General features: G+C 75.4%; 19 protein-coding genes. 6 read left to right on the top strand and 13 right to left on the bottom strand.

The genetic code is table 11. From position 1 onward, the window contains the following. Positions 1–57: 57 nt before the first annotated feature. The 3 genes from ACFVVU_RS01395 to ACFVVU_RS01385 form a co-directional block, all read right to left on the bottom strand. Positions 58–852: a TetR family transcriptional regulator gene (locus ACFVVU_RS01395; RefSeq protein ID WP_387787538.1), complete on the bottom strand. Its 795-nt coding sequence runs from the start codon at positions 850–852 to the stop codon at positions 58–60. Between the two features lie 79 nt (positions 853–931). Then, the gene (locus ACFVVU_RS01390; protein WP_387787535.1) at positions 932–2080 is read right to left on the bottom strand and encodes an oxidoreductase; all 1149 of its coding nucleotides are present in this window, start codon (positions 2078–2080) and stop codon (positions 932–934) included. Beyond that, positions 2074–3042, bottom strand: coding sequence for a ScbA/BarX family gamma-butyrolactone biosynthesis protein (locus ACFVVU_RS01385; protein ID WP_387787532.1), 969 nt, complete (start codon positions 3040–3042; stop codon positions 2074–2076). The genes ACFVVU_RS01390 and ACFVVU_RS01385 overlap by 7 nt, the downstream gene beginning before the upstream one ends. Before the next feature lie 225 nt (positions 3043–3267). On the opposite strand from ACFVVU_RS01385, the gene ACFVVU_RS01380 reads away from it, so the two are divergent. Then, entirely contained in the window at positions 3268–3999 is a 732-nt protein-coding gene (locus tag ACFVVU_RS01380; RefSeq protein WP_387787530.1) for a ScbR family autoregulator-binding transcription factor, read from the top strand. 75 nt (positions 4000–4074) lie between these two features. Here ACFVVU_RS01380 and ACFVVU_RS01375 read toward each other — a convergent pair whose 3' ends face one another. Next, positions 4075–5280 carry an MFS transporter gene (locus ACFVVU_RS01375; protein WP_387787527.1) on the bottom strand — a complete coding sequence of 402 codons (1206 nt, stop codon included), beginning with the start codon at positions 5278–5280 and terminating at the stop codon, positions 4075–4077. A 142-nt stretch (positions 5281–5422) separates the two neighbouring features. Between ACFVVU_RS01375 and ACFVVU_RS01370 the strand changes: the two genes are divergently transcribed. Further along, entirely contained in the window at positions 5423–5755 is a 333-nt protein-coding gene (locus ACFVVU_RS01370; RefSeq protein ID WP_387787525.1) for an ArsR/SmtB family transcription factor, read from the top strand. Between the two features lie 83 nt (positions 5756–5838). Here ACFVVU_RS01370 and ACFVVU_RS01365 read toward each other — a convergent pair whose 3' ends face one another. Next, entirely contained in the window at positions 5839–6477 is a 639-nt protein-coding gene (locus ACFVVU_RS01365) for a TetR/AcrR family transcriptional regulator (protein ID WP_387787522.1), read from the bottom strand. A 195-nt stretch (positions 6478–6672) separates the two neighbouring features. On the opposite strand from ACFVVU_RS01365, the gene ACFVVU_RS01360 reads away from it, so the two are divergent. Then, entirely contained in the window at positions 6673–7431 is a 759-nt protein-coding gene (locus ACFVVU_RS01360; protein ID WP_387787519.1) for an SDR family oxidoreductase, read from the top strand. Between the two features lie 15 nt (positions 7432–7446). On the opposite strand, the gene ACFVVU_RS01355 is transcribed toward ACFVVU_RS01360, so the two are convergent. Then, positions 7447–8313, bottom strand: coding sequence for an NAD(P)H-binding protein (locus tag ACFVVU_RS01355; protein ID WP_387787516.1), 867 nt, complete (start codon positions 8311–8313; stop codon positions 7447–7449). Positions 8314–8422: 109 nt separating this feature from the next. Between ACFVVU_RS01355 and ACFVVU_RS01350 the strand changes: the two genes are divergently transcribed. Then, complete coding sequence (locus ACFVVU_RS01350) at positions 8423–8851, top strand: winged helix-turn-helix transcriptional regulator (RefSeq protein WP_380684423.1); 429 nt, start codon at positions 8423–8425, stop codon at positions 8849–8851. 7 nt (positions 8852–8858) lie between these two features. Here ACFVVU_RS01350 and ACFVVU_RS01345 read toward each other — a convergent pair whose 3' ends face one another. From ACFVVU_RS01345 to ACFVVU_RS01335, 3 genes are all read right to left on the bottom strand, one after another. Beyond that, complete coding sequence (locus tag ACFVVU_RS01345) at positions 8859–10175, bottom strand: alpha/beta hydrolase family protein (protein ID WP_387787514.1); 1317 nt, start codon at positions 10173–10175, stop codon at positions 8859–8861. Between the two features lie 284 nt (positions 10176–10459). Next, positions 10460–11671, bottom strand: coding sequence for an acyl-CoA dehydrogenase family protein (locus ACFVVU_RS01340; RefSeq protein ID WP_387787512.1), 1212 nt, complete (start codon positions 11669–11671; stop codon positions 10460–10462). A gap of 3 nt (positions 11672–11674) precedes the next feature. Next, positions 11675–12724, bottom strand: coding sequence for a phosphotransferase family protein (locus tag ACFVVU_RS01335; protein WP_387787510.1), 1050 nt, complete (start codon positions 12722–12724; stop codon positions 11675–11677). A 176-nt stretch (positions 12725–12900) separates the two neighbouring features. Here ACFVVU_RS01335 and ACFVVU_RS01330 point away from each other — a divergent pair, with 176 nt between their 5' ends. Continuing rightward, complete coding sequence (locus ACFVVU_RS01330; protein WP_380689122.1) at positions 12901–13998, top strand: hypothetical protein; 1098 nt, start codon at positions 12901–12903, stop codon at positions 13996–13998. 144 nt (positions 13999–14142) lie between these two features. Here ACFVVU_RS01330 and ACFVVU_RS01325 read toward each other — a convergent pair whose 3' ends face one another. Both ACFVVU_RS01325 and ACFVVU_RS01320 read right to left on the bottom strand, forming a co-directional pair. After that, positions 14143–14559 carry a VOC family protein gene (locus ACFVVU_RS01325; protein WP_380683902.1) on the bottom strand — a complete coding sequence of 139 codons (417 nt, stop codon included), beginning with the start codon at positions 14557–14559 and terminating at the stop codon, positions 14143–14145. Positions 14560–14569: 10 nt separating this feature from the next. Beyond that, positions 14570–15019, bottom strand: coding sequence for a helix-turn-helix transcriptional regulator (locus ACFVVU_RS01320; protein WP_380683914.1), 450 nt, complete (start codon positions 15017–15019; stop codon positions 14570–14572). Between the two features lie 61 nt (positions 15020–15080). Between ACFVVU_RS01320 and ACFVVU_RS01315 the strand changes: the two genes are divergently transcribed. Then, on the top strand, positions 15081–15590 hold the full coding sequence (locus ACFVVU_RS01315) for a DUF2199 domain-containing protein (RefSeq protein ID WP_380683903.1): 510 nt from the start codon (positions 15081–15083) through the stop codon (positions 15588–15590). Between the two features lie 36 nt (positions 15591–15626). On the opposite strand, the gene ACFVVU_RS01310 is transcribed toward ACFVVU_RS01315, so the two are convergent. Both ACFVVU_RS01310 and ACFVVU_RS01305 read right to left on the bottom strand, forming a co-directional pair. Then, positions 15627–16526: a Gfo/Idh/MocA family protein gene (locus ACFVVU_RS01310; RefSeq protein ID WP_387787506.1), complete on the bottom strand. Its 900-nt coding sequence runs from the start codon at positions 16524–16526 to the stop codon at positions 15627–15629. A 151-nt stretch (positions 16527–16677) separates the two neighbouring features. Next, positions 16678–17385 (bottom strand): DedA family protein, encoded by a 708-nt coding sequence (locus ACFVVU_RS01305; RefSeq protein WP_387787731.1) that lies wholly within the window; start codon positions 17383–17385, stop codon positions 16678–16680. Positions 17386–17734 lie beyond the last annotated feature (349 nt).

The following is a 17734-nucleotide window of genomic DNA, read 5'->3' as shown; positions in this document are numbered from 1 at the left end:
GGACGGCACGGGCGGCACGGGCGGCGGCGGGTCGGGGGCGGGTCGGGGTTGGTCCGGTCAAGCGGACTGCACGGACTGCCCGGTCCGCCTGGACGGCGGCGACGGCACGGACGGCGCAGTCGCCAAGGGCGGCACGGACGCGACGGACGGCACGGCGCCGACGAACGGCCGGTCGCGGTCGGCGCCGGTCAGCGCCTCCAGCAGCAGCCGCCAGGCCGCGTCGTACGCCCCCGGTCCGGCGGCCTCCGGCGGGCCGAAGCAGACGTGCGGGGCGCCGTGCAGCACGGCCAGCAGCAGCTGGGCGACCAGCTCGGGCGGCCGGGGCGCCATGCTGCCCTCGCCCTGGGCCCGGCGGATCAGGGTCACCAGGCCGCGCTGCACGGCATCGAAGATGTCCGGCCCCGCCTGCGCCGACGTGGACGCCGACGTGGACGCCGACGTGGGCGAGGACGCGGACGACGCGGGAGCCGGGGCCGGGGCGGGCCGCAGCGGATGCGGCTGCGCCGGCTCCGGGATGTCGGTGGCCAGCCGCAGCGCCGCCCGCAGCCGGACGTCCTCCCTCAGCCGGTGCGCCAGGTCCAGCACCAGCCCCTCCAGTACGACGGCCGCCTCGGTGCCCGGGACGTCACGGGCCAGCCGCATCTCCTCCCAGACCTGGTGCGACTGCGACATCAGCGCGCCGGCGAGCGCGCGCTTGGACGCGAAGTGCCCGTACAGCGCGCCCTTGGTCATACCGGTCCGCTGCGCCACCGCGTTGAGGGTGGCGCGACTGTATCCCTGGGCGGAAAACTCCTCGGCCGCGGCGTCCAGCACCTTCTCCCTGGTCCGCTGTGCCCGCTCCTGCTTCATCATGTGCCCTCCCTGGGGAAGAACATACCTTTCTGAACGAATGTTCTCAGTGGCGGCCCCGCGCACGCCGGTTCCCCGCACATCAGGCGGGATCCGATCGGTGACCGGCCGCCATCGGGTCGGCGGCGAGGACCGTCCCGGCGTAGGCGCGCGCCGCGGCGTCGGTGTCCAGGGTGCGGTGCACCGCCACCGCCGTCGCGTCCCGCCACGCACGCTGCAGCACCGAGGCCGGGTCCTGCGCGCCGACCCCGCCCGCGAGGAACAGGGCGTCCACCGCCTCCCGGCAGAGCGCGGCGGCGGTGGTGGCGTCGCGGCGGTTCTCGGCCACCGCCAGTGCGCTCACCTCGCCGCGGTCGGCCCGGGCGGCGGCGGCGTCCAGCAGCAGCCCGGCCATCCGGACCTTGGTGGACGCCCCGGAGAGCACGGTGTGCGCGGCCGGGTGCGGAACCGCCGCGCGCCGGGCCCCGGCCGTCCACTCGCGCAGTGCCGCGCGGGCGATGCCGAGCAGCGGGGCGGCGAAGACCAGCGCCGCGACCATCGGGTACGGCACGGTGTGGCAGCGGGCCGCGCCCTGCTGCGGGACGAGCAGCGTGTCCAGGACGAGGGTGCGGTGCTCGGGCACCTGGACCGCCTCGGCGGTGACCGAGGTGCTGCCGCTGGCGCGCAGGCCGGCGGAGTGCCAGGTGTCCAGGACCGTCAGCTCGGCCCGGGGCACCGCGAGGACGCGGTGCTCGCGGGCGGATCCGCTGCCCGTCCAGGCGGCCAGCAGGATCCACTCGGCGTGGTCGGCGCCGCTCGCCAGCCGCCACAGGCCGTCCAACTGCCAGCCGTCGCCGCGACGTTCGGCCCGGCCCTGGGGCGGGACCACCGAGGCCGCGATCCGCACGTCCGGCCCGCCGCCCCACAGCTCGCGCTGTCCCGCGGGCGGGAGGTAGGCGGCCAGCCGGCCGTGCGAGCCGTAGAGCGCGGCGCACCAGGCCGCGCCCGCACAGGATTCGGCGAGCTCGGCGACGGCGGTCACGAACGGGCCGAACTCCCCCGCGGTGCCGCCCCAGCGGACCGGTACGAAGTGGCGGGGGAAGCCCGCGCTCCGGATCCCGGCGGCGACCTGCTCGGTGAGCCGCCGTTCGGCCTCCGCCGACGCGGCGTCCCGCCGGGCCAGGACGGCGAGTTCGGCGACGGCGCGGGCGTTCAGCGGGCCGGTGCCGCCGCCGTCCGGGCGGTTCAGCACGGCGCCCCCGGGCGGCGCAGCCGGGCCTCGGCGATCGGACGGCCGTCCTGGAGGGCGCGCACCCGCACGACCCCCTCCGGGGCGGGCGCGGCGAGCACGGCGATCGGCGAGCCCGGCTCCCCGAAGGCGAGGAACTCTGCGTCGAGGCCCCGGAGTTCGCGGTCCGCCGCGGCGCCCGGGGTGATCACGGCGACGGCCTGCCGGAAGGCCTCCACCAGCACCATGCCCGGCACGTGGTCCACCGCGTGGTCGAAGAGCACGGGGTGGTGTTCGAACGGCCGCAGCCACCAACGGCCGGCGCGCTCCGGATCGGCGGCGAGCAGCACGTCCTCCGGGCGCGTCTGCCCGGCCCGGGCGGCGTCCAGTGGCAGCGGGGCGGGCGGCGGTTGCTCCGGGGCGCCGGCGGCCTCGGCGGACCGTTGCCGGACGACCGCGTAGCGCTCGGGCCCCAGCACCTCCCAGCGCAGCCGGACGCGGCCGACCGGTCGTCGGCCGGCCCAGGCGACGCCCTCCAGGGCGAACCGCTCCCGGCCGGGCGAGGGCCGCCGCGGAGCGAGGAGCCGGCAGTCCAGGTCGAGGCCGACGTCCAGGCCGTCCGGAGCGGCCGGGGGCAGCGGCCGGTCGAGGTCGACGGCAAGGCCGTGGAGGACGAAGGGATGTCCGTAGGTGCTGCCGTGGAAGCGGTGGGCCAGGTGGATCGCGGTCTGGCGGACGGTCTCGGCGAGCAGCACCGGGTCGGCGCCCGGGCCGTCCCGGCGGCCGAGGTGGTGGTCGCGGCTCCAGCGTGCCGCGACGGCGAAGCGCCCCTCCCCCAGCCGCGCCGAGTCGGTCAGCAGGACCTCGGCGTCCGCCGCCTTGTGCACCGCCTCGCGCGGTAGGTGCCGGTCGAAGCGTAAGCCCCGCCACCCTTCCCGGAGCTCCGGCCGGTGCTGCGCGGACACAACCGATGACAGAACATTCATGATTTCTCCCTCCCCCACGGTCGCGGAGGCCGCAGCGGGCCCGCTACATTGCGGTGCCCCGACCGGTGCGACGGCTCAGGAACATACCTTCTGGAAGGTTTACCGTCGAGCCGGAGTTTCCCGCCACCATGTCCAAATCACCCTGACCAAGGCCGAGTTGAGAACGCCCGCCCCCCGGGGCCCCACCCCGACTCCCCCATACCCCCCACCCCCGAGGAGCCGACCATGCCCGAGCCCGACCCGGCCGCCCCGTTCCGGGTGCGGCCCATCGTCACCCGGCGGGGCCCCGATCCCAAACAGGACCGGGCGGCCCGCACCAAGCTGTTGGTGCTCACCGCCGCCGCCGAGCTGTTCGCGGCCCGGGGCTTCCGCCACACCGCGGTGAAGGATGTGGCGGAGCGGGTGGAGATGACCAAGGGCGCCGTCTACTTCCACTTCCCGACCAAGGAGGCCCTGGCGGTGGCCGTGGTCGAGCAGCATTACGCGCGCTGGCCGGCGCTGCTGACGGAGGTCACCGCCGAGGGCCACGGGCCGCTGGAGACCGCGGCGCGCCTGCTGGCGGGGGCGGCGACGGCCTTCCGGGACGACATCGTCGTCCAGGCGGGCGCCCGGCTGCAGATCGAACGGCCGCAGATCGACGCCGAGTTGCCGACGCCCTACGTGGACTGGACCCAGCTGCTGGCCACCCTGCTGGTCCGCGCCGAGGAGGCGGGCGAGCTGCGCGCGGGGGTCTCCCCGCAGGCGGCGGCGCGCTCGCTGGTGGCCGCGTTCTTCGGCACCCAGCACATCTCGGACGTCCTGCACGAGCGGACCGACGTCGTCGAACGCTGGTCGGAGACGGCCGAGTTGCTGTTCCGGGCGATCGGCGCGGCCCCGGCGGCCCCGGTCGTCCCGGCAGTCCCGGCAGTCCCGGCGGCTCCGACGGCTCCGACGGCCCCGACGACGCCGGTGTCGTGACCGCCGCTCCGTGAGCCCCGGCCGCGCGACGCGGGCCCACCGGAGTCACCGGCGGGCCCGCACCGTCCACCCGGGCTACCGCACCGCCACCCGGGACCGCTTCGCGGCGGGCGCCGCGACAGGCCCGACCCCGGCCGCGCCGGGCCCCGCGCCCCGCGTGGTGGCCCAGGCCGTGGCGGCGGCCACCAGGGTGAGCACGGTCGCCGCGAGCGGGAACCAGCGCCCGCCGAACAGGGCGATCGCGGCGCTGCCGACGCCGCCGCCCGCTGCCGTGCCCAGGTAGAGGGCGCTGCTGTTGAGCGAGATCAGCAGCTGGGCGTTGCCCGGGTCCAGCGAGGCGAGCCGGTGCGGCAGGGCGACCGAGACCGCCCACCCGGCCAGCGGGGTGACCACCGCGTAGGCGAGCGCACCGGCCATCGAGCGCCCGGCCCAGGGCAGCGCGGCGAACGCGCCCGCCGCCACCGTGCTGCCGACCAGCAGCACCCGCCGGACACCGACCCGGTCCACCAGCCGCCCGCCCAGCCAGCTGCCCGCCACCGAGGCGACACCCGAGACCAGCAGCACCAGGCTCAATCGCTCCGCCCGCCCGCCGGTGGCCGGGGCGACCGCGGTGGCCAGGTAGATGTAGACGGACTGGAAGGCGAGGAAGAACACCAGGGTGGTCAAGGCGGCGCCGAGCACCCGCCGGTCGCGCAGCGGCGCCAGCCGGTCCCGCAGACCGGGTGCGGCGGCCGGCACCGGCAGCTCTCGCAGCAGCAGCGCCAGCCCGGCCAGGGCGGCCGCGCTCAGCACCGTCACCAGCCACATCGTCAGCCGCCAGTCGGTGCGCCCGACCCAGGTGCCGAGCGGCACGCCGAGCGCGGTGGCGACCGTCATGCCGCCGAGCACGGTGGCCAGCGCCCGGCCGCGCCGCTCGGGGGCGACCAGGGTGGTGGCGACGGCGTTCGCGGTCGGGGTGTAGAGCGCGGCGCCCGCGGCGGCCAGCACCCGGGTGGCCAGCAGTGCCTCGTACGAGGGGGCGAGGGCGCTGAGCGCGTTGGCGACACCGAAGACGGTGAGCGCGGTGAGCAGCAGGCGGCGGCGCGGCCAGCGGGCGGTGAGGGCGGCGAGCGGCGGGGCGAGCAGCGCGTAGCCGAGGGCGAAGACGGTCACCAGCTGGCCGGCGGCGGTGACCGAGACGCCGAGGTCGTCGGCGACCGGGCCGAGGATGCCGGCGGTGACCATGGTGTCGGTGCCGACGGCGAAGGTGCCGAGGGCGAGCAGGAGCAGGCGGACGGGCACGTCGATCCCCCCAAGGAGCGGACATTGTTGGACGTGAGGGCAACAGTTGGATGCTCGCCAAACAGTACGGATTGGTGGATGATTGTCAAACCGTTCCGTTCGCGCACCAACCCCGCGCCCGATCCCGAGGAGGCCGCCTGCCATGTCCGACGACGAGCGGCTGCCCCAGCCCGCCCCTGCCGAGATCGACCTGGTCACCGTGCTGCACGCGCTCGGCGACCCGGTCCGGATGCGGCTGCTGACCAGCTACGCGGACGGCGCCGAGCACTCCTGCGACCCCCGCCACCTCGGCCTGGAACACCTGCACAAGTCGACCGTCTCGCACCACATGCGGGTGCTCCGCGAGGCCGGCGTCACCACCACCCGGGTCGCCGGGCGCAACCGGTACGTCTCGCTGCGCCGCGCCGACCTCGACGCGCGCTTCCCCGGCCTGCTGGACGCCCTGCTCGCCGCCGCCCCGGACCCGGAACGCTGAACGGCGGCGCCGTCCGGACCCCCGCGAACTCGTCGCGCGGCCCGGACGGCACCGCCGCCAGGAGGGGCCGGCCGGCCCCTCGATCAGCGCGCCGCGCCCGGCGCCCCCAGCATCCGGAGCACCAGCTCGCCGTAGCGACGGCCGAGTTCCTGCGGCGTCTCGCTGCTGCGGTCGGTGTACCAGCGGGACACGTCGATGCCCAGCGAGGTGACCGCGCGGGCGGCCGTACGCACCTCGGCGACCTCGAAGGCGCCGGCCGTCACGCCCGCCTCGATCAGCGCGCTGACCTCGCGCTCGATGTCCAGGCGCAGCGCCGCGACCACCCCGTAGGCGTCCTGCGGGAGCGCGTGCAGCTCGTAGTTGACCACCCGGCCGACCGTCCGCGCCCGGGCGTGCCAGGTGGTGAACTCCTCGACCAGGCACCGCATCCGGGTCACCGGGTCGCCCTCGCCGGCCGCCGCCGTCCGGACCAGTTCGAGCGTCGCGGCGTGCCCGGCCCGGCTGATCTCGGCCAGCAGGGCCGCCTTGGACGGGTAGTGGATGTACAGCGCGGCCGGGCTCATCCCGGCGGCGGTGGCGATGTCCCGGGTGGTGGTGGCGTGGAAGCCGCGCTCGGCGAAGGACTCCACGGCGGCCTGGAGCAGCCGGTACGCCGCCTCCGGGCGGGCGTCGGCGCCGCCGGGCAGGGTGGGCCAGAGGTCGGCGATGGGCGTGCTGGTCATGGCGCCATCCTCGCAGATCGGTCGTCCGGGCAGGCGTACGGGCGTTCGGCCCGCGGGCCGCCGCGGGCTGTTGACAGGGTCCCGCACCGCCACCATGCTGAGCAAGCGCTTAGTCAGCACAGCCAGCTCAGCCAGCACAGGCAGCTCAGTCGGGATCAATCGGGATCAGTCGGGATCAGTCGGGAAAGGACCCCCGTGGTGAACTCCTTCAAGGGCCGGGTGGCCGTCGTCACCGGATCGAGCCGGGGCATCGGGCTCGGCATCGCACGCGAGCTGATCGCCCGGGGGGCGAAGGTCTGCCTGACCGCCCGAACCCCGGAACCGCTCGCCGAGGCGGTCCGGGACCTCGGCGGCCCGGAGGTGGCCATCGGTGTCGCCGGCCGCGCCGACGACCCGGCCCACCAGGAGGAGGCCGTCACCCGCACCCTGGAGTCGTTCGGCCGGCTCGACCACCTGGTCAACAACACCGGCATCAACCCCGTCCACGGCCCGGTGCTGACCGTCGACGAGGCCGCCGCCGCCAAGATCCTCGCCGTCAACGTGCTCGCCCCGCTGGCCTGGACCCGCCGCGCGCACGCCGCCTGGATGGGCGGGCACGGCGGCTCGGTGGTCAACGTCGCCTCCGTCGCCGGGATCCGCGCCTCGCTCGGCATCGGCATGTACGGGGTCTCCAAGGCCGCCCTGATCCGGCTCACCGCCGAACTCGCCGCAGAGCTGGGCGGCCAGGGCATCCGGGTCAACGCCGTCGCCCCCGCCGTGGTCAAGACGAAGTTCGCCGAGGCCCTGTACGAGGGCCGCGAGGAGCAGGTCGCCGCCGCCTACCCGCTGGGCCGGCTCGGCGTGCCCGAGGACGTCGCGGGCGCCGTCGCCTTCCTGCTCTCCCCCGACGCCGCGTGGATCACCGGCCAGACCGTGGTGGTGGACGGCGGCGTGACCCTCGGCGGCGGCCTCTGACCGACGACCGGGGGGTCACCAGGCGGCGTCGGCGCCGGCGGTGATGACGTCCAGGGCCGGGCGCGGGGCGCGGCCGAGCAGCGTGGCGAGGTCGCCGGGCCCGCCCGGTCCGGCCAGGAAGCCGTGGGCGATCGCCGAGCAGGTGCCCGCGACCATCGGGACCTGGAAGGCCTCGGCGCCGGAGGCCGCGACCGCCGCCCGCGCGCCGGCGAGGGTGCCCGGGCGGTACTCGACCGTGCGGCCGGTGCTCCGGGTGAGCGCGGCGGCGATCTCGGCACCGCCCACCGCCTCCTCGCCGACCAGCTCGTAGACCCGGCCCGCGTGCCCGGCCGGTGCCAGGGCCACCTCGGCCGCGACCTCGGCGAGGTCCGCCCGGGCCACCGCCGCGAGCCGGCCGTCGCCCAGCGGGGCGGTGATCACGCCGTCGGCGTCCGGCCGGGCCAGGAAGCCGAGGAGTTCCGCGTACAGGCCGTTGCGCAGGACCGTCCAGCGCAGCGTGGCCGACGCGCGCAGCCGCCGCTCGGTCCAGCGGTGGGCGAGCGCGTAGGCGAGGTGGTCGCCGTCGCCGGAGAGGCTGGTGTAAACGACGTGCTCGACGCCCGCGCGTTCGGCCGCCTCGATCGCGGCCCGGTGCCGGGCGATCACCACGTCGTCCTCGCCGTAGCCGGCCGAGATCAGCAGCAGCGTTCGCACGCCGGCGAAGGCCGCGTCCAGCGTCTCCGGCCGGTCGAAGTCCACCGCCCGCACCGGGACGCCGGTCCTCGGCGCCCGCTCCGGTGTACGGCTGCCCGCCAGCACGCCGTCCGGGCCACCGGGCCGGGCGGCCAGCCGCTCCAGCACCAGCGATCCGAGACCGCCGTTGACACCCGTGACCAGCAGCATGATTCCTCCAGGAACAGGGCGCGGGGAGTCGGTACCGGGCCGCCGCCCTGCTCAGCGGCCCGGGGACCATCCTGGGTACCCTGGCCGTCCGGCATAAGGAGGCACTTCGATGTCAGTGGGGCACACCGCGGTAACCACCCCGGCCGCCGCCGACCGTCCGGTGGTCTGGTGCGAGGACGGCGTGGACTGCGGCATCCGCGACCTGCTGAACCGGCTCGGCGACCGCTGGTCGGTCCTGGTGCTGGTCGAACTCGCCCAGGGGGTGCGGCGCTTCCGCGAGCTGCAACGCGCCGTGCCGGGGATCTCGCAGCGGATGCTGACCCTCACGGTGCGCCGCCTGGAACGCGACGGCCTGCTCACCCGCACCGTGCACCCGACGATCCCGCCGCAGGTGGAGTACGAGCTGACTCCGCTCGGGCACAGCCTGACCCACCTGGTGCGGGCGATGGCCGACTGGTCCTACGACCACCACGACGCGATCGCCGACTCCCGGCGGGCCTGGGACGCGGCCAACCCCGAGTCGGAGCTCGCGAGGTAACGGTGCGTCAGCATTCGTAGCGGATCTCCGGGAAGCGCGGCGAGGGCCCGTCCAGCAGGTGGTCGTCGTGGCCGCGCAGCCAGCGGTCGAAGAAGGAGCCGACGTAGGCGCGGGTGGCGAGCACCGCCCGCTCCGGCCGGACGTCGCCGATGTCGCCGCGCACGGCCTCCTGCGGCACCGCGCCCTGGCGGGCGAGCTGCGGCAGCAGCGCCTGCGCGTCGGTGTACGAGCCGTGCCGGGAGCGGAGCAGGGTGACGTCCGCCTTCCAGCCGCGGGTGTGCTGCCAGAAGGCGGCCCAGCCGGGTTGGGCGGTGTAGGGGCCGGAGTCCGCGTTCTCGGTGCCCATCAGCAGGAACGGGCGGTCCAGGCCGTCCTCGGCGACGCTGCTCAGCTGCACCCCGGTGCCGTCGGGGCCGGGGTAGTGCAGCTGGCCGTCCAGGTTCACGCCGGCCTTGATCCGGGGGTCGTCGTGCATCGTCTGGGCGGCGGTGAGGCCGCCGGCGGAGTGGCCGGCCATACCGATCCGGTCGAGGTCCAGCGAGCCGGCCAGGGCCGCCGGGAGCCGGCCGTCGGTGCGCAGCGCGGCCAGCTCGTCCAGGACGAAGCGGGTGTCGGCGACCCGGACGGCCTGCGCCTTGCGGAGCAGCGCCCCGATGTCCAGGCCGGGCTGGGCGGCCAGCGCGGGGAACACCGAGGTGGCCAGGCGCCCGTCCGGGAAGGCCACCTCGGAGGCCTCGTAGGGGTGGTCGACGGTGACCACGACGTAGCCGCGCGAGGCGAGGTCCTCGACCAGGCCGGTCCCCCAGGTGCGGGGGTCGCCGAGCCCGGCGGACCAGAGCACCACCGGGCGCGGTCCGGCGCCGAGCAGCGGCGGGGCGTCGGGGCGGGCGTGGGTGCGGACCCACGTCCAGTCGGTGCGATCCGGCAGCGCGCCGTAGTTGAAGACGGCAGCGCCCTGCGGACCACCGAAGTGCCGGCCGGCGCGCGGCACCATGTAGGGCGCGCGCTCCCTCTCGTGCGCCGGTCGGGTGGCCGGGTACCAGAGGCTGATCATCAGCTCGCGGGGGTGCCCCGGCTGCCAGGGGTCCTCCCGGCCGGTGTCGACGAGGCGCAGCGCGGTGGTGCCGACCGGATAGGGGCCGGTGGGCCGCGGCAGGGCGGCCCGGGCCAGGCCCCGGCGCTCCGCGACGGCCGGGGCGGCGGAGGCCGGCACGGCCGTCGCCCCGGCCGCGCCCAGTACCGTGGTCGCCGCCAGGGCGACGGCGACGCCCCTGCGCAGGCCCCGCAGGCCCCGTGTGTCCTGTCCCCGGCCGCGCTCGCCCATGGTCCCCGCCTCCCCGTCCTTCGGTGCGACGGCCCGCCGCCCACCGGCCGGCCCGTACGGCGAAGGTACGGGCCGGACCGGTGCTCGGACGTCATACCGCAGTGCCAACCCACCGGGTGCTACCCGGGTATGACCCGGCCGGTGGTGTCGGACCCGGGCGCCACCCGGGCGCCGGGAGCCGAGCCGTGACGGGGGCCCAGCCGTGACGGGGGCCCAGCCGTGACGGGGCTTCGACGGCGGTCGCAGGGCTTCAGCAGTGGCAGGGCTTCAGCGGTGGCGGGCGTTCAGCGATGGCGGCGCAGCTCGTGCCGGGCCAGCGAGCGCTTGTGCACCTCGTCCGGCCCGTCCGCCAGCCGGATCGTGCGGCTGAACGCCCACAGCGCGGCGAGCGGGGTGTCCTGGCTGACGCCGGCCGCGCCGTGCGCCTGGACGGCCTTGTCCAGAATCCATTCGACGGTGCGGGGGGTGGCGATCTTGATGGCCTGGATCTCGGTGTGCGCGCCCCGGTTGCCGACGGTGTCCATCAGCCAGGCGGTCTTGAGAACCAGCAGCCGCAGCTGCTCGATGCGGACCCGGGATTCGGCGATCCAGTCCTGGATCACGCCCTGGTCGGCGAGCGGCGCGCCGAACGCCGTGCGGTCCAGGACGCGCCGGCAGGTCAGCTCCAGCGCGCGCTCGGCGATGCCGATCAGCCGCATGCAGTGGTGGATCCGGCCCGGGCCGAGCCGGGCCTGGGCGATGGCGAAGCCGGAGCCCTCCTCGCCGATCAGGTTCCCCGCCGGGACCCGGACGTCCTCGAAGGTGATCTCGGCGTGGCCGCCGTGGTCGGCGTCGTCGTAGCCGAACACGGTCATGCCGCGCCGCACGGCCACCCCGGGGGTGTCGCGCGGCACCAGGATCATGCTCTGCTGCCGGTGCTTCTCCGCCCCGGGGTCGGTCTTGCCCATCACGATGAGGATCCGGCAGTCCGGGTTCATCGCGCCGCTGATGTACCACTTGCGGCCGTTGACCACGTACTCGTCGCCGTCCCGCTCGATCCGTGTGGCGATGTTGGCGGCGTCGGAGGAGGCGACCTCGGGTTCGGTCATCGCGAAGGCGGAGCGGATCCGGGCGTCCAGCAGCGGTTCCAGCCAGCGTTCGCGCTGCTCGGCGCTGCCGAACTCGGCGAGCAGCTCCATGTTCCCGGTGTCGGGGGCGGCGCAGTTGAGGGCGGGCGGGGCGAGGTGCGGGCTGCGGCCGGTGATCTCGGCGAGCGGGGCGTACTGGAGGTTGGTCAGCCCGGCGCCGTGCTCGCCCGGCAGGAAGAGGTTCCACAGCCCCTGTCTGCGCGCCTCGACCCTGAGGTCGGCGATCACCGCCGGCACCTCCCAGACGGGCCGCGCGGGGTCGGCGAGCTGGGCGGCCAGCACCGGTTCGGCGGGGTGGACGTGCCGCTCCATGAACGCGGTGAGCCGCTCGCGCAGTTCGAGGGTGCGCCGGTCGTAGGCGAAGTCCATCGGTCAGTGTCCCTTCAGCGTGGTGAGGCCGTGCTCGACGAGGAGCGGCGCCATGGTGGCGGCGCGTTCGAAACCGGCTCCGAGGGTGCGGCCCTGGCGGTAGCGGTAGTGGATGCCCTCGGCGACGACGGCGAGCTTGTAGCAGGCGAAGGCGACGTACCAGTCGAGCGCGGCGGCGTCCCGGCCGGTCGACTCGGCGTAGCGGGCGACGAGTTCGGCACTGCGCGGGAAGCCGGGGGCGGTCGCGGCGGAGGGGATGAGGCCGCCGCCGACGCCGGCCAGCTCGGTGTACATCACCAGCAGCCCGACGTCGGTGAGCGGGTCGCCGAGCGTGGACATCTCCCAGTCCAGGACGGCGACGACGGCGTCCCGTCCGTCGCGCTCGGCGACCAGCACGTTGTCCAGCCGGTAGTCGCCGTGCACCAGCGCCGGCGCCGGGGAGTCCGGCCGGGTGGCGGCGAGCAGTTGGTGCAGCCGGTCGATCCCGGGCAGCCCGCGGCATCGCGAGGCGTCCAACTGGGCCGACCAGCGCCGCAGTTGCCGTTCCAGATAGCCCTCAGGCCGGCCGAAGTCGGCAAGCCCGACGGCTGCCGGATCGATCCGGTGCAGGGCGGCGAGGGTGTCCACCAGGACCTCGCCGATGCCGCGCACCCGGCGCTCGCCGAGCGCGGCGAGGGCGTCGGCCTCCCGGTGCACGGTGCCGGGCACGTACGCCATCAGGTACCAGGGCGCGCCGAGCACCTCCGTCCCGGGGTCGAGGTGGACGGTGGCGGGCACCGGCACGCCGGTGTCGCGCAGCGCGGTCATCACCCGGTACTCGCGGCCCATGTCGTGCGCGGTGGCGAGCACGTGCCCGAGCGGGGGCCGGCGCAGCACCCAGACGGTGGCGCCGTCGGTGAGCCGGTAGCTGAGGTTGGAGCGGCCGCCCTCGATCAGCTCGGCGCGCAGCGGGCCGGCGACGGTGCCGGGGAGCTCGCGGTCGAGGTGCGCACGCAGCCGCTCCAGGTCCGGCCCGGGCGGGGCGACGGGGGGCTCCGGCAGGGTCTCGGCCACGGGCACTCTCCATTCGTCGACCGGCGGCGCCGTCGTTGACTAAGCGCTTGCTTAGCATTCAGCCGACGGCGGCGCCCTGTCAATCCCCGCCGACACCTCGCGGCGGCTCCCGAAGCCTCCCGGTGCCCGCCCGGCCTCGCACCCGCCCTCCCTGACGGACCGCCACAATGGGCGCCATGAGGTTGATCCACACCGTCGCCGGCGTGCTGCTCCTGCTGCTCGTCATCGCCAGCATCCTGCGCACGCTCGTCGTCCCGCGCGGCCTGTACTCCTCCCTGGTGCACGGCCTGTGGCGGGGCCTGCGAACGGCGCTGCGGCTCGCCGCCGCACCGTTCGGCACCTACCAGGCGCAGGACCGGGCGCAGACCTGGCTGGCCCCGCTGATGCTCACCGGCATGCTGGCGGTCTGGCTCGGCGGCATGCTCGTCGCCTACACGCTGCTGCTGCACGGCACCTCGCAGCTGGACTGGGACGTCTCCATCCGCGAGGCGGGTTCCAGTCTCTTCACCCTCGGCTTCGCCAGCGGCGAGCGGCTGCGCCTGTCGCTGATCGACTTCCTCGCCGCCGCCAGCGGCCCCCTGGTGATCGCCCTGCAGATCGCCTACCTGCCGACCCTCTACGCCGCCTACAACCGGCGCGAGCTGGAGGTCACCCTGCTGCAGTCCCGGGCCGGCGAGCCCGCCTGGGGTCCCGAGCTCCTGGCCCGGCAGTCCCTGGTGGACACCGAGACCGCCCTCCCCCAGCTCTACCGGGACTGGGAACGGCTGGCCGCCGACATCGGCGAGAGCCACTCCAACTACCCCGTGCTGATCTCCTTCCGCTCCCCGCGGGCCAACCGCAGCTGGGTGGTCGGGCTGATCGCCGTCATGGACGCCGCCGCCGTCCACCTCGCCGTCTGCCCGCGCACCGCCCCGCCGGAGGCCCGGCTGGTGCTGCGCGCCGGGTTCACCGCGCTGCGCGACATCGGCCGGTCGCTGCGCGTGGACTTCGACGACGACCCGTCCCCGGAGGCGCCGATCCGCCTGAGTTTCACCGAGTTCGACGCCGCCGTGGCCATGCTCGCCGCCGCCGGCTTCCCGCACGAGCGGCCCGCCGCCGAGGCCTGGCCGCACTTCCACGGCTGGCGGGTCAACTACGAGGCGCTCGCCTACGAGCTGGCCCGCCGCAGCGACGCCGTGCCCGCGCTGTGGACCGGCCCGCGGGACTTCCGGGCCCCGGCCATCCCCCCGGCCCGCCCCGCCGACCGCCGCCCCGCGGCCGGGCCGGGGAAGTGAGCACGCTCGCACGCACGAGCACGGCGCGCCCGAGAACACGGCGCACGCACGAACACGGCGCCGCACGAACACGGCGCGCGCACGAGCGCGGCCACCGGTGATCGGGGGTGATCATCGGTGGCCGCGCGGCGGAGCCGTCGTGGACTACTTGGCCCGGCGCTGGGTGAAGCGCAGCATGTTGCCGGCCGGGTCGCGGAAGGCGCAGTCGCGCACGCCGTACGGCTGGTCGATCGGCTCCTGGAGCACCTCGCCGCCCGCCGAACGGATCCGCTCGAAGGTCGCGTCGCAGTCCTCGGTGGCGAAGATGACCGCCCGCAGCAGGCCCTTGGCCAGCAGCTCCGCCATCGCCTTACGGTCGGCCGGCGAGGCGTTCGGGTCCGCCAGCGGCGGCTCCAGCACGATGTCCACGTCGGGCTGCGACGGGGCGCCGACCGTCACCCAGCGCATGTTCTCGAAGCCCACGTCGTTGCGGACCTCCAGGCCCAGCACGTCGCGGTAGAAGGCGAGCGCCTTGTCGTGGTCGTCGACGGCGATGAAGCACTGTGAAAGCTCGATGTCCATGGGCCACACGCTACGGGTGGGGCGGGAGTTCCGCTTCTCCGTTCCTGACCGGTGTCCGGTCCCGGCCCGCGTTCCTGACCGGTCGTGTGTAGAGCTTGGCGTAACACGCCGGGATCGCGGCGCCCTCCTCGTGGCCGCGCGCCCGGTAGGCGCTCGGACTCTCGCCGACCAGCTCGGTGAACCGCGAGCTGAACGAGCCCAGCGAGGTGCAGCCCACCTCGAAGCAGACCTCGGTGACCGACAGGTCCCCGCGCCGCAGCAGCGCCTTGGCCCGCTCGATCCGGCGGGTCATGAGGTAGCTGTACGGCGTCTCCCCGAACGCCGCGCGGAAGCTGCGCGAGAAGTGCCCCGGTGACATCAGCGCGACCCGCGCCAGCGCCGGTACGTCCAGCGGCAGCGCGTAGTCGCGGTCCATCGCGTCACGGGCCCGGCGCAGCCGGGCGAGGTCCTCCAGATTCACCCCTCCACCCTCCCACGAGGCGGTGACAGCGCCCCCCACCGCCTCGTTTATGCTCTGCGCCATGCCGACGACCGAACACTCCTTCGCCTGCGCGTGCTGCCAGGGGCAGCACGAAGGCCCGCCGCGCTCCTACGGCTCCCCGGCCCCGGTGAGCTGGAAGCCGAAGTACGCCCGGCGCAAGGACAGCGGGCTCACCGCGGACCAGTGCGTGATCAAGGACCGGGAGTTCTACGTCCACGGCCTGATCGAGATCCCGGTGCGGGACGGCGGCGAGCCGTTCTCCTGGGGCGTCTGGGTGTCGCTGAGCGAGACGAACTTCGCGCGGATGCACGAGCTGTGGGAGGACCCGGCCCGGGAGCAGGAGCCGCCGTACTTCGGCTGGCTGACGACCGAGCTGCCGGTCTACCCGCAGTCCACGCTGCTGCTCAAGACCCATGTCCGCACCCGGGCGGTCGGCCTGCGCCCGCTGATCGAACTGGAGCCGACCGACCACCCGCTCGCCGTCGAGCAGCGCGAGGGCATCACCGAGGACCGGGTGCGGGAGTTCGCGGAGCTGCTGCTGCGCGGCTGACGGCGGGCGGGTGGTCGGTCGGCGCTGGTCGGGCGGTCAGACCGCGACGGTGGCACCGGTGGCCAGCGAGCGCTCGGCGGCGGCCAGGATCTCGACCGTGCGCAGGCCGAACGCGGCCGAGCAGGGGTGCGGCTCGCCGGTGCGGGCGGCGGTCGTCAGGGCGTCCAGGGCGCGGTGGAAGGCCGCGACCGGCCCCTCCCCGCGCTCCGGCAGCCGGACGGTGCCGGACCGCCCGCGCAGCTCCATCCCGGTGCCGCCGCCGGCGACCGGGGCGGTCAGGCTCAGCGCGAGGGTGCTGGAGGCGTCGCCGACGTGGCGCAGCACCAGGTGGACGGTGTCCAGCGGGCCGGACACGGCGGTGACCGAGACGGCGTCGCCGATCACCGGGAGCAGCACCGAGAGCGCGTGCGGGCCGACGTCCCAGAGCGCGCCCTTCTCCTTGCGCCACGCCGAGGCCGCGTAGGGGCTGGTGGAGTCGGGGGCGAACACCGAGCCGAGCCAGTCCGAGCGGCCGGTGAACCAGCCGCCGACGGCCGCCTGCTCCTCGATCCAGGGCAGCTGGTCGCCGCCGAAGCGGACGGTGAAGAAGACCACCGAGGCGACGCCGTTCGCGGCGGTGGCCTCGACCACCCGGCGGGCGTCGGGGACGGTGAGCGCCACCGGCTTGTCGAGCAGCAGGTGGCAGCCGGCCTCGGCGGCGCGCACCGCGAGGTCGGCCTGCACGGTCGGCGGCAGCGCGATGGAGACGGCGTCGACCTCGTCGAGCAGCCGGTCGAGGTCGGCATGGCCGGGGACGCCGTACTGGGCGCCGAGCTCGGCGGCCGCCTCGGGGCGGCGGCCCCAGACGCCCGCGAACTCGACGCCGGGGTGGTCCGCGAGGACGGGCGCGTGCACCCGCCCCGCCCAGGTGCCGGTGCCCAGGAGTCCGATCCGCATGCTGTTTCCCACTTCTCCGTCGTGTTCGGGTGTCGTGTTCGGGTGTCGCCTCACGCGAACGCCGCCGCCGCCGGAAGACGTCCGGCGACGGCGGGCGTGGGGCGTGGTGGTCCGGGTGGACCGGGGCTGGACCCGGGAGGGTCCGGGTCGGTCAGTCCGCGGCGGGCGCGGTGATCGTCGGGGTGGCGGGCGACCCGGCCTGCGTCCGCTGCGCTTCCTCCGCCTCCTGCGCCGCCGCGTCCTCGGCCTCGTGCTCCTTGGCGGTCTTCGCCGCCCGGCGCTTCATCAGCCAGGCCGACAGCGCACCGCCGGCCGCGGCGACCAGCAGGCCGATCCAGGAGAACTTCGAGAGCCACTGCTCGGCGACCTTGCCGACCTGGTAGACCAGCAGGGTGGTACCGCCGGCCCAGACGACGCCGCCCAGGACGTTGGCGATCAGGAACTTCCAGTACGGCATCTTCAGCGCGCCGGCGAGCGGCCCGGCGAAGATGCGCAGCAGGGCGATGAAGCGGCCGAAGAAGACCGCCCACATGCCCCACTTGTGGAAGGAGCGTTCGGCGGTGGCCAGGTGGCTGGGGCCGAAGTGCTTGGGGAACTTCCGTCCGAGCTTCTCGAACAGCGGCTTGCCGCCCTTGCGGCCGATCGAGTAGCCGATCGAGTCACCGATGATCGCGCCGAGGATGGCGGCGACCGCCACCCAGATCGGGCTGACCACGCCGCGCGCGGACAGCAGGGCGGCGGAGACCAGGGCGATCTCCCCGGGAAGCGGGATCCCCAGCGACTCCAGTCCGATGATCAGTGCAACCAGGGCGTACACCGCGCCCGGTGGTACGCCTTCGATCCAGGCGTCGATGTGCAGCAAGGCCAGTACCTCCGTGGCAGGACGGGACCCGCGGCGGCCCCGGCCGGGCCCCGTCCAGGTCCCCGCGGCGCGCACGCCGGTCCCGACGTCGTCTCGAATGGCGGCACCAGGCCGCTCCCCGAAGTGCAGCCTAACGTGCCGGGCGGCCCGTCCCCCTGGCCGATCACCCCTGCTTAGGACGTACGGACCGGCTCCCCGGTTCCGGGCGCCCGCCCGCCGCCGCGAGCCGTTCGCGCCGTCCTCGCCGTCCGTGCGACTGCGTAGAACACCGCTGCCGGCCGCGGTCCAGGGCCGCGCGCCACGCCTCGGCCGGCCCGCCAGGGATGCCGGCCGCCAGGACAGCGAG

Origin of the sequence: Kitasatospora sp. NPDC057965 (genome assembly GCF_042887135.1) — a bacterium.
Classification (GTDB): Bacteria; Actinomycetota; Actinomycetes; order Streptomycetales; family Streptomycetaceae; genus Kitasatospora.
This window is presented reverse-complemented; position numbering and strand designations above follow the sequence as displayed.

Coding starts and splice junctions, on each gene's coding strand:
- ACFVVU_RS01395 (WP_387787538.1), bottom strand. CDS start 852: ATGATGAAGCAGGAGCGGGCACAGCGGACCAGGGAGAAGGTGCTGGAC.
- ACFVVU_RS01385 (WP_387787532.1), bottom strand. CDS start 3,042: ATGAATGTTCTGTCATCGGTTGTGTCCGCGCAGCACCGGCCGGAGCTC.
- ACFVVU_RS01380 (WP_387787530.1), top strand. CDS start 3,268: ATGCCCGAGCCCGACCCGGCCGCCCCGTTCCGGGTGCGGCCCATCGTC.
- ACFVVU_RS01370 (WP_387787525.1), top strand. CDS start 5,423: ATGTCCGACGACGAGCGGCTGCCCCAGCCCGCCCCTGCCGAGATCGAC.
- ACFVVU_RS01365 (WP_387787522.1), bottom strand. CDS start 6,477: ATGACCAGCACGCCCATCGCCGACCTCTGGCCCACCCTGCCCGGCGGC.
- ACFVVU_RS01355 (WP_387787516.1), bottom strand. CDS start 8,313: ATGCTGCTGGTCACGGGTGTCAACGGCGGTCTCGGATCGCTGGTGCTG.
- ACFVVU_RS01350 (WP_380684423.1), top strand. CDS start 8,423: ATGTCAGTGGGGCACACCGCGGTAACCACCCCGGCCGCCGCCGACCGT.
- ACFVVU_RS01345 (WP_387787514.1), bottom strand. CDS start 10,175: ATGGGCGAGCGCGGCCGGGGACAGGACACACGGGGCCTGCGGGGCCTG.
- ACFVVU_RS01340 (WP_387787512.1), bottom strand. CDS start 11,671: ATGGACTTCGCCTACGACCGGCGCACCCTCGAACTGCGCGAGCGGCTC.
- ACFVVU_RS01330 (WP_380689122.1), top strand. CDS start 12,901: ATGAGGTTGATCCACACCGTCGCCGGCGTGCTGCTCCTGCTGCTCGTC.
- ACFVVU_RS01325 (WP_380683902.1), bottom strand. CDS start 14,559: ATGGACATCGAGCTTTCACAGTGCTTCATCGCCGTCGACGACCACGAC.
- ACFVVU_RS01315 (WP_380683903.1), top strand. CDS start 15,081: ATGCCGACGACCGAACACTCCTTCGCCTGCGCGTGCTGCCAGGGGCAG.
- ACFVVU_RS01310 (WP_387787506.1), bottom strand. CDS start 16,526: ATGCGGATCGGACTCCTGGGCACCGGCACCTGGGCGGGGCGGGTGCAC.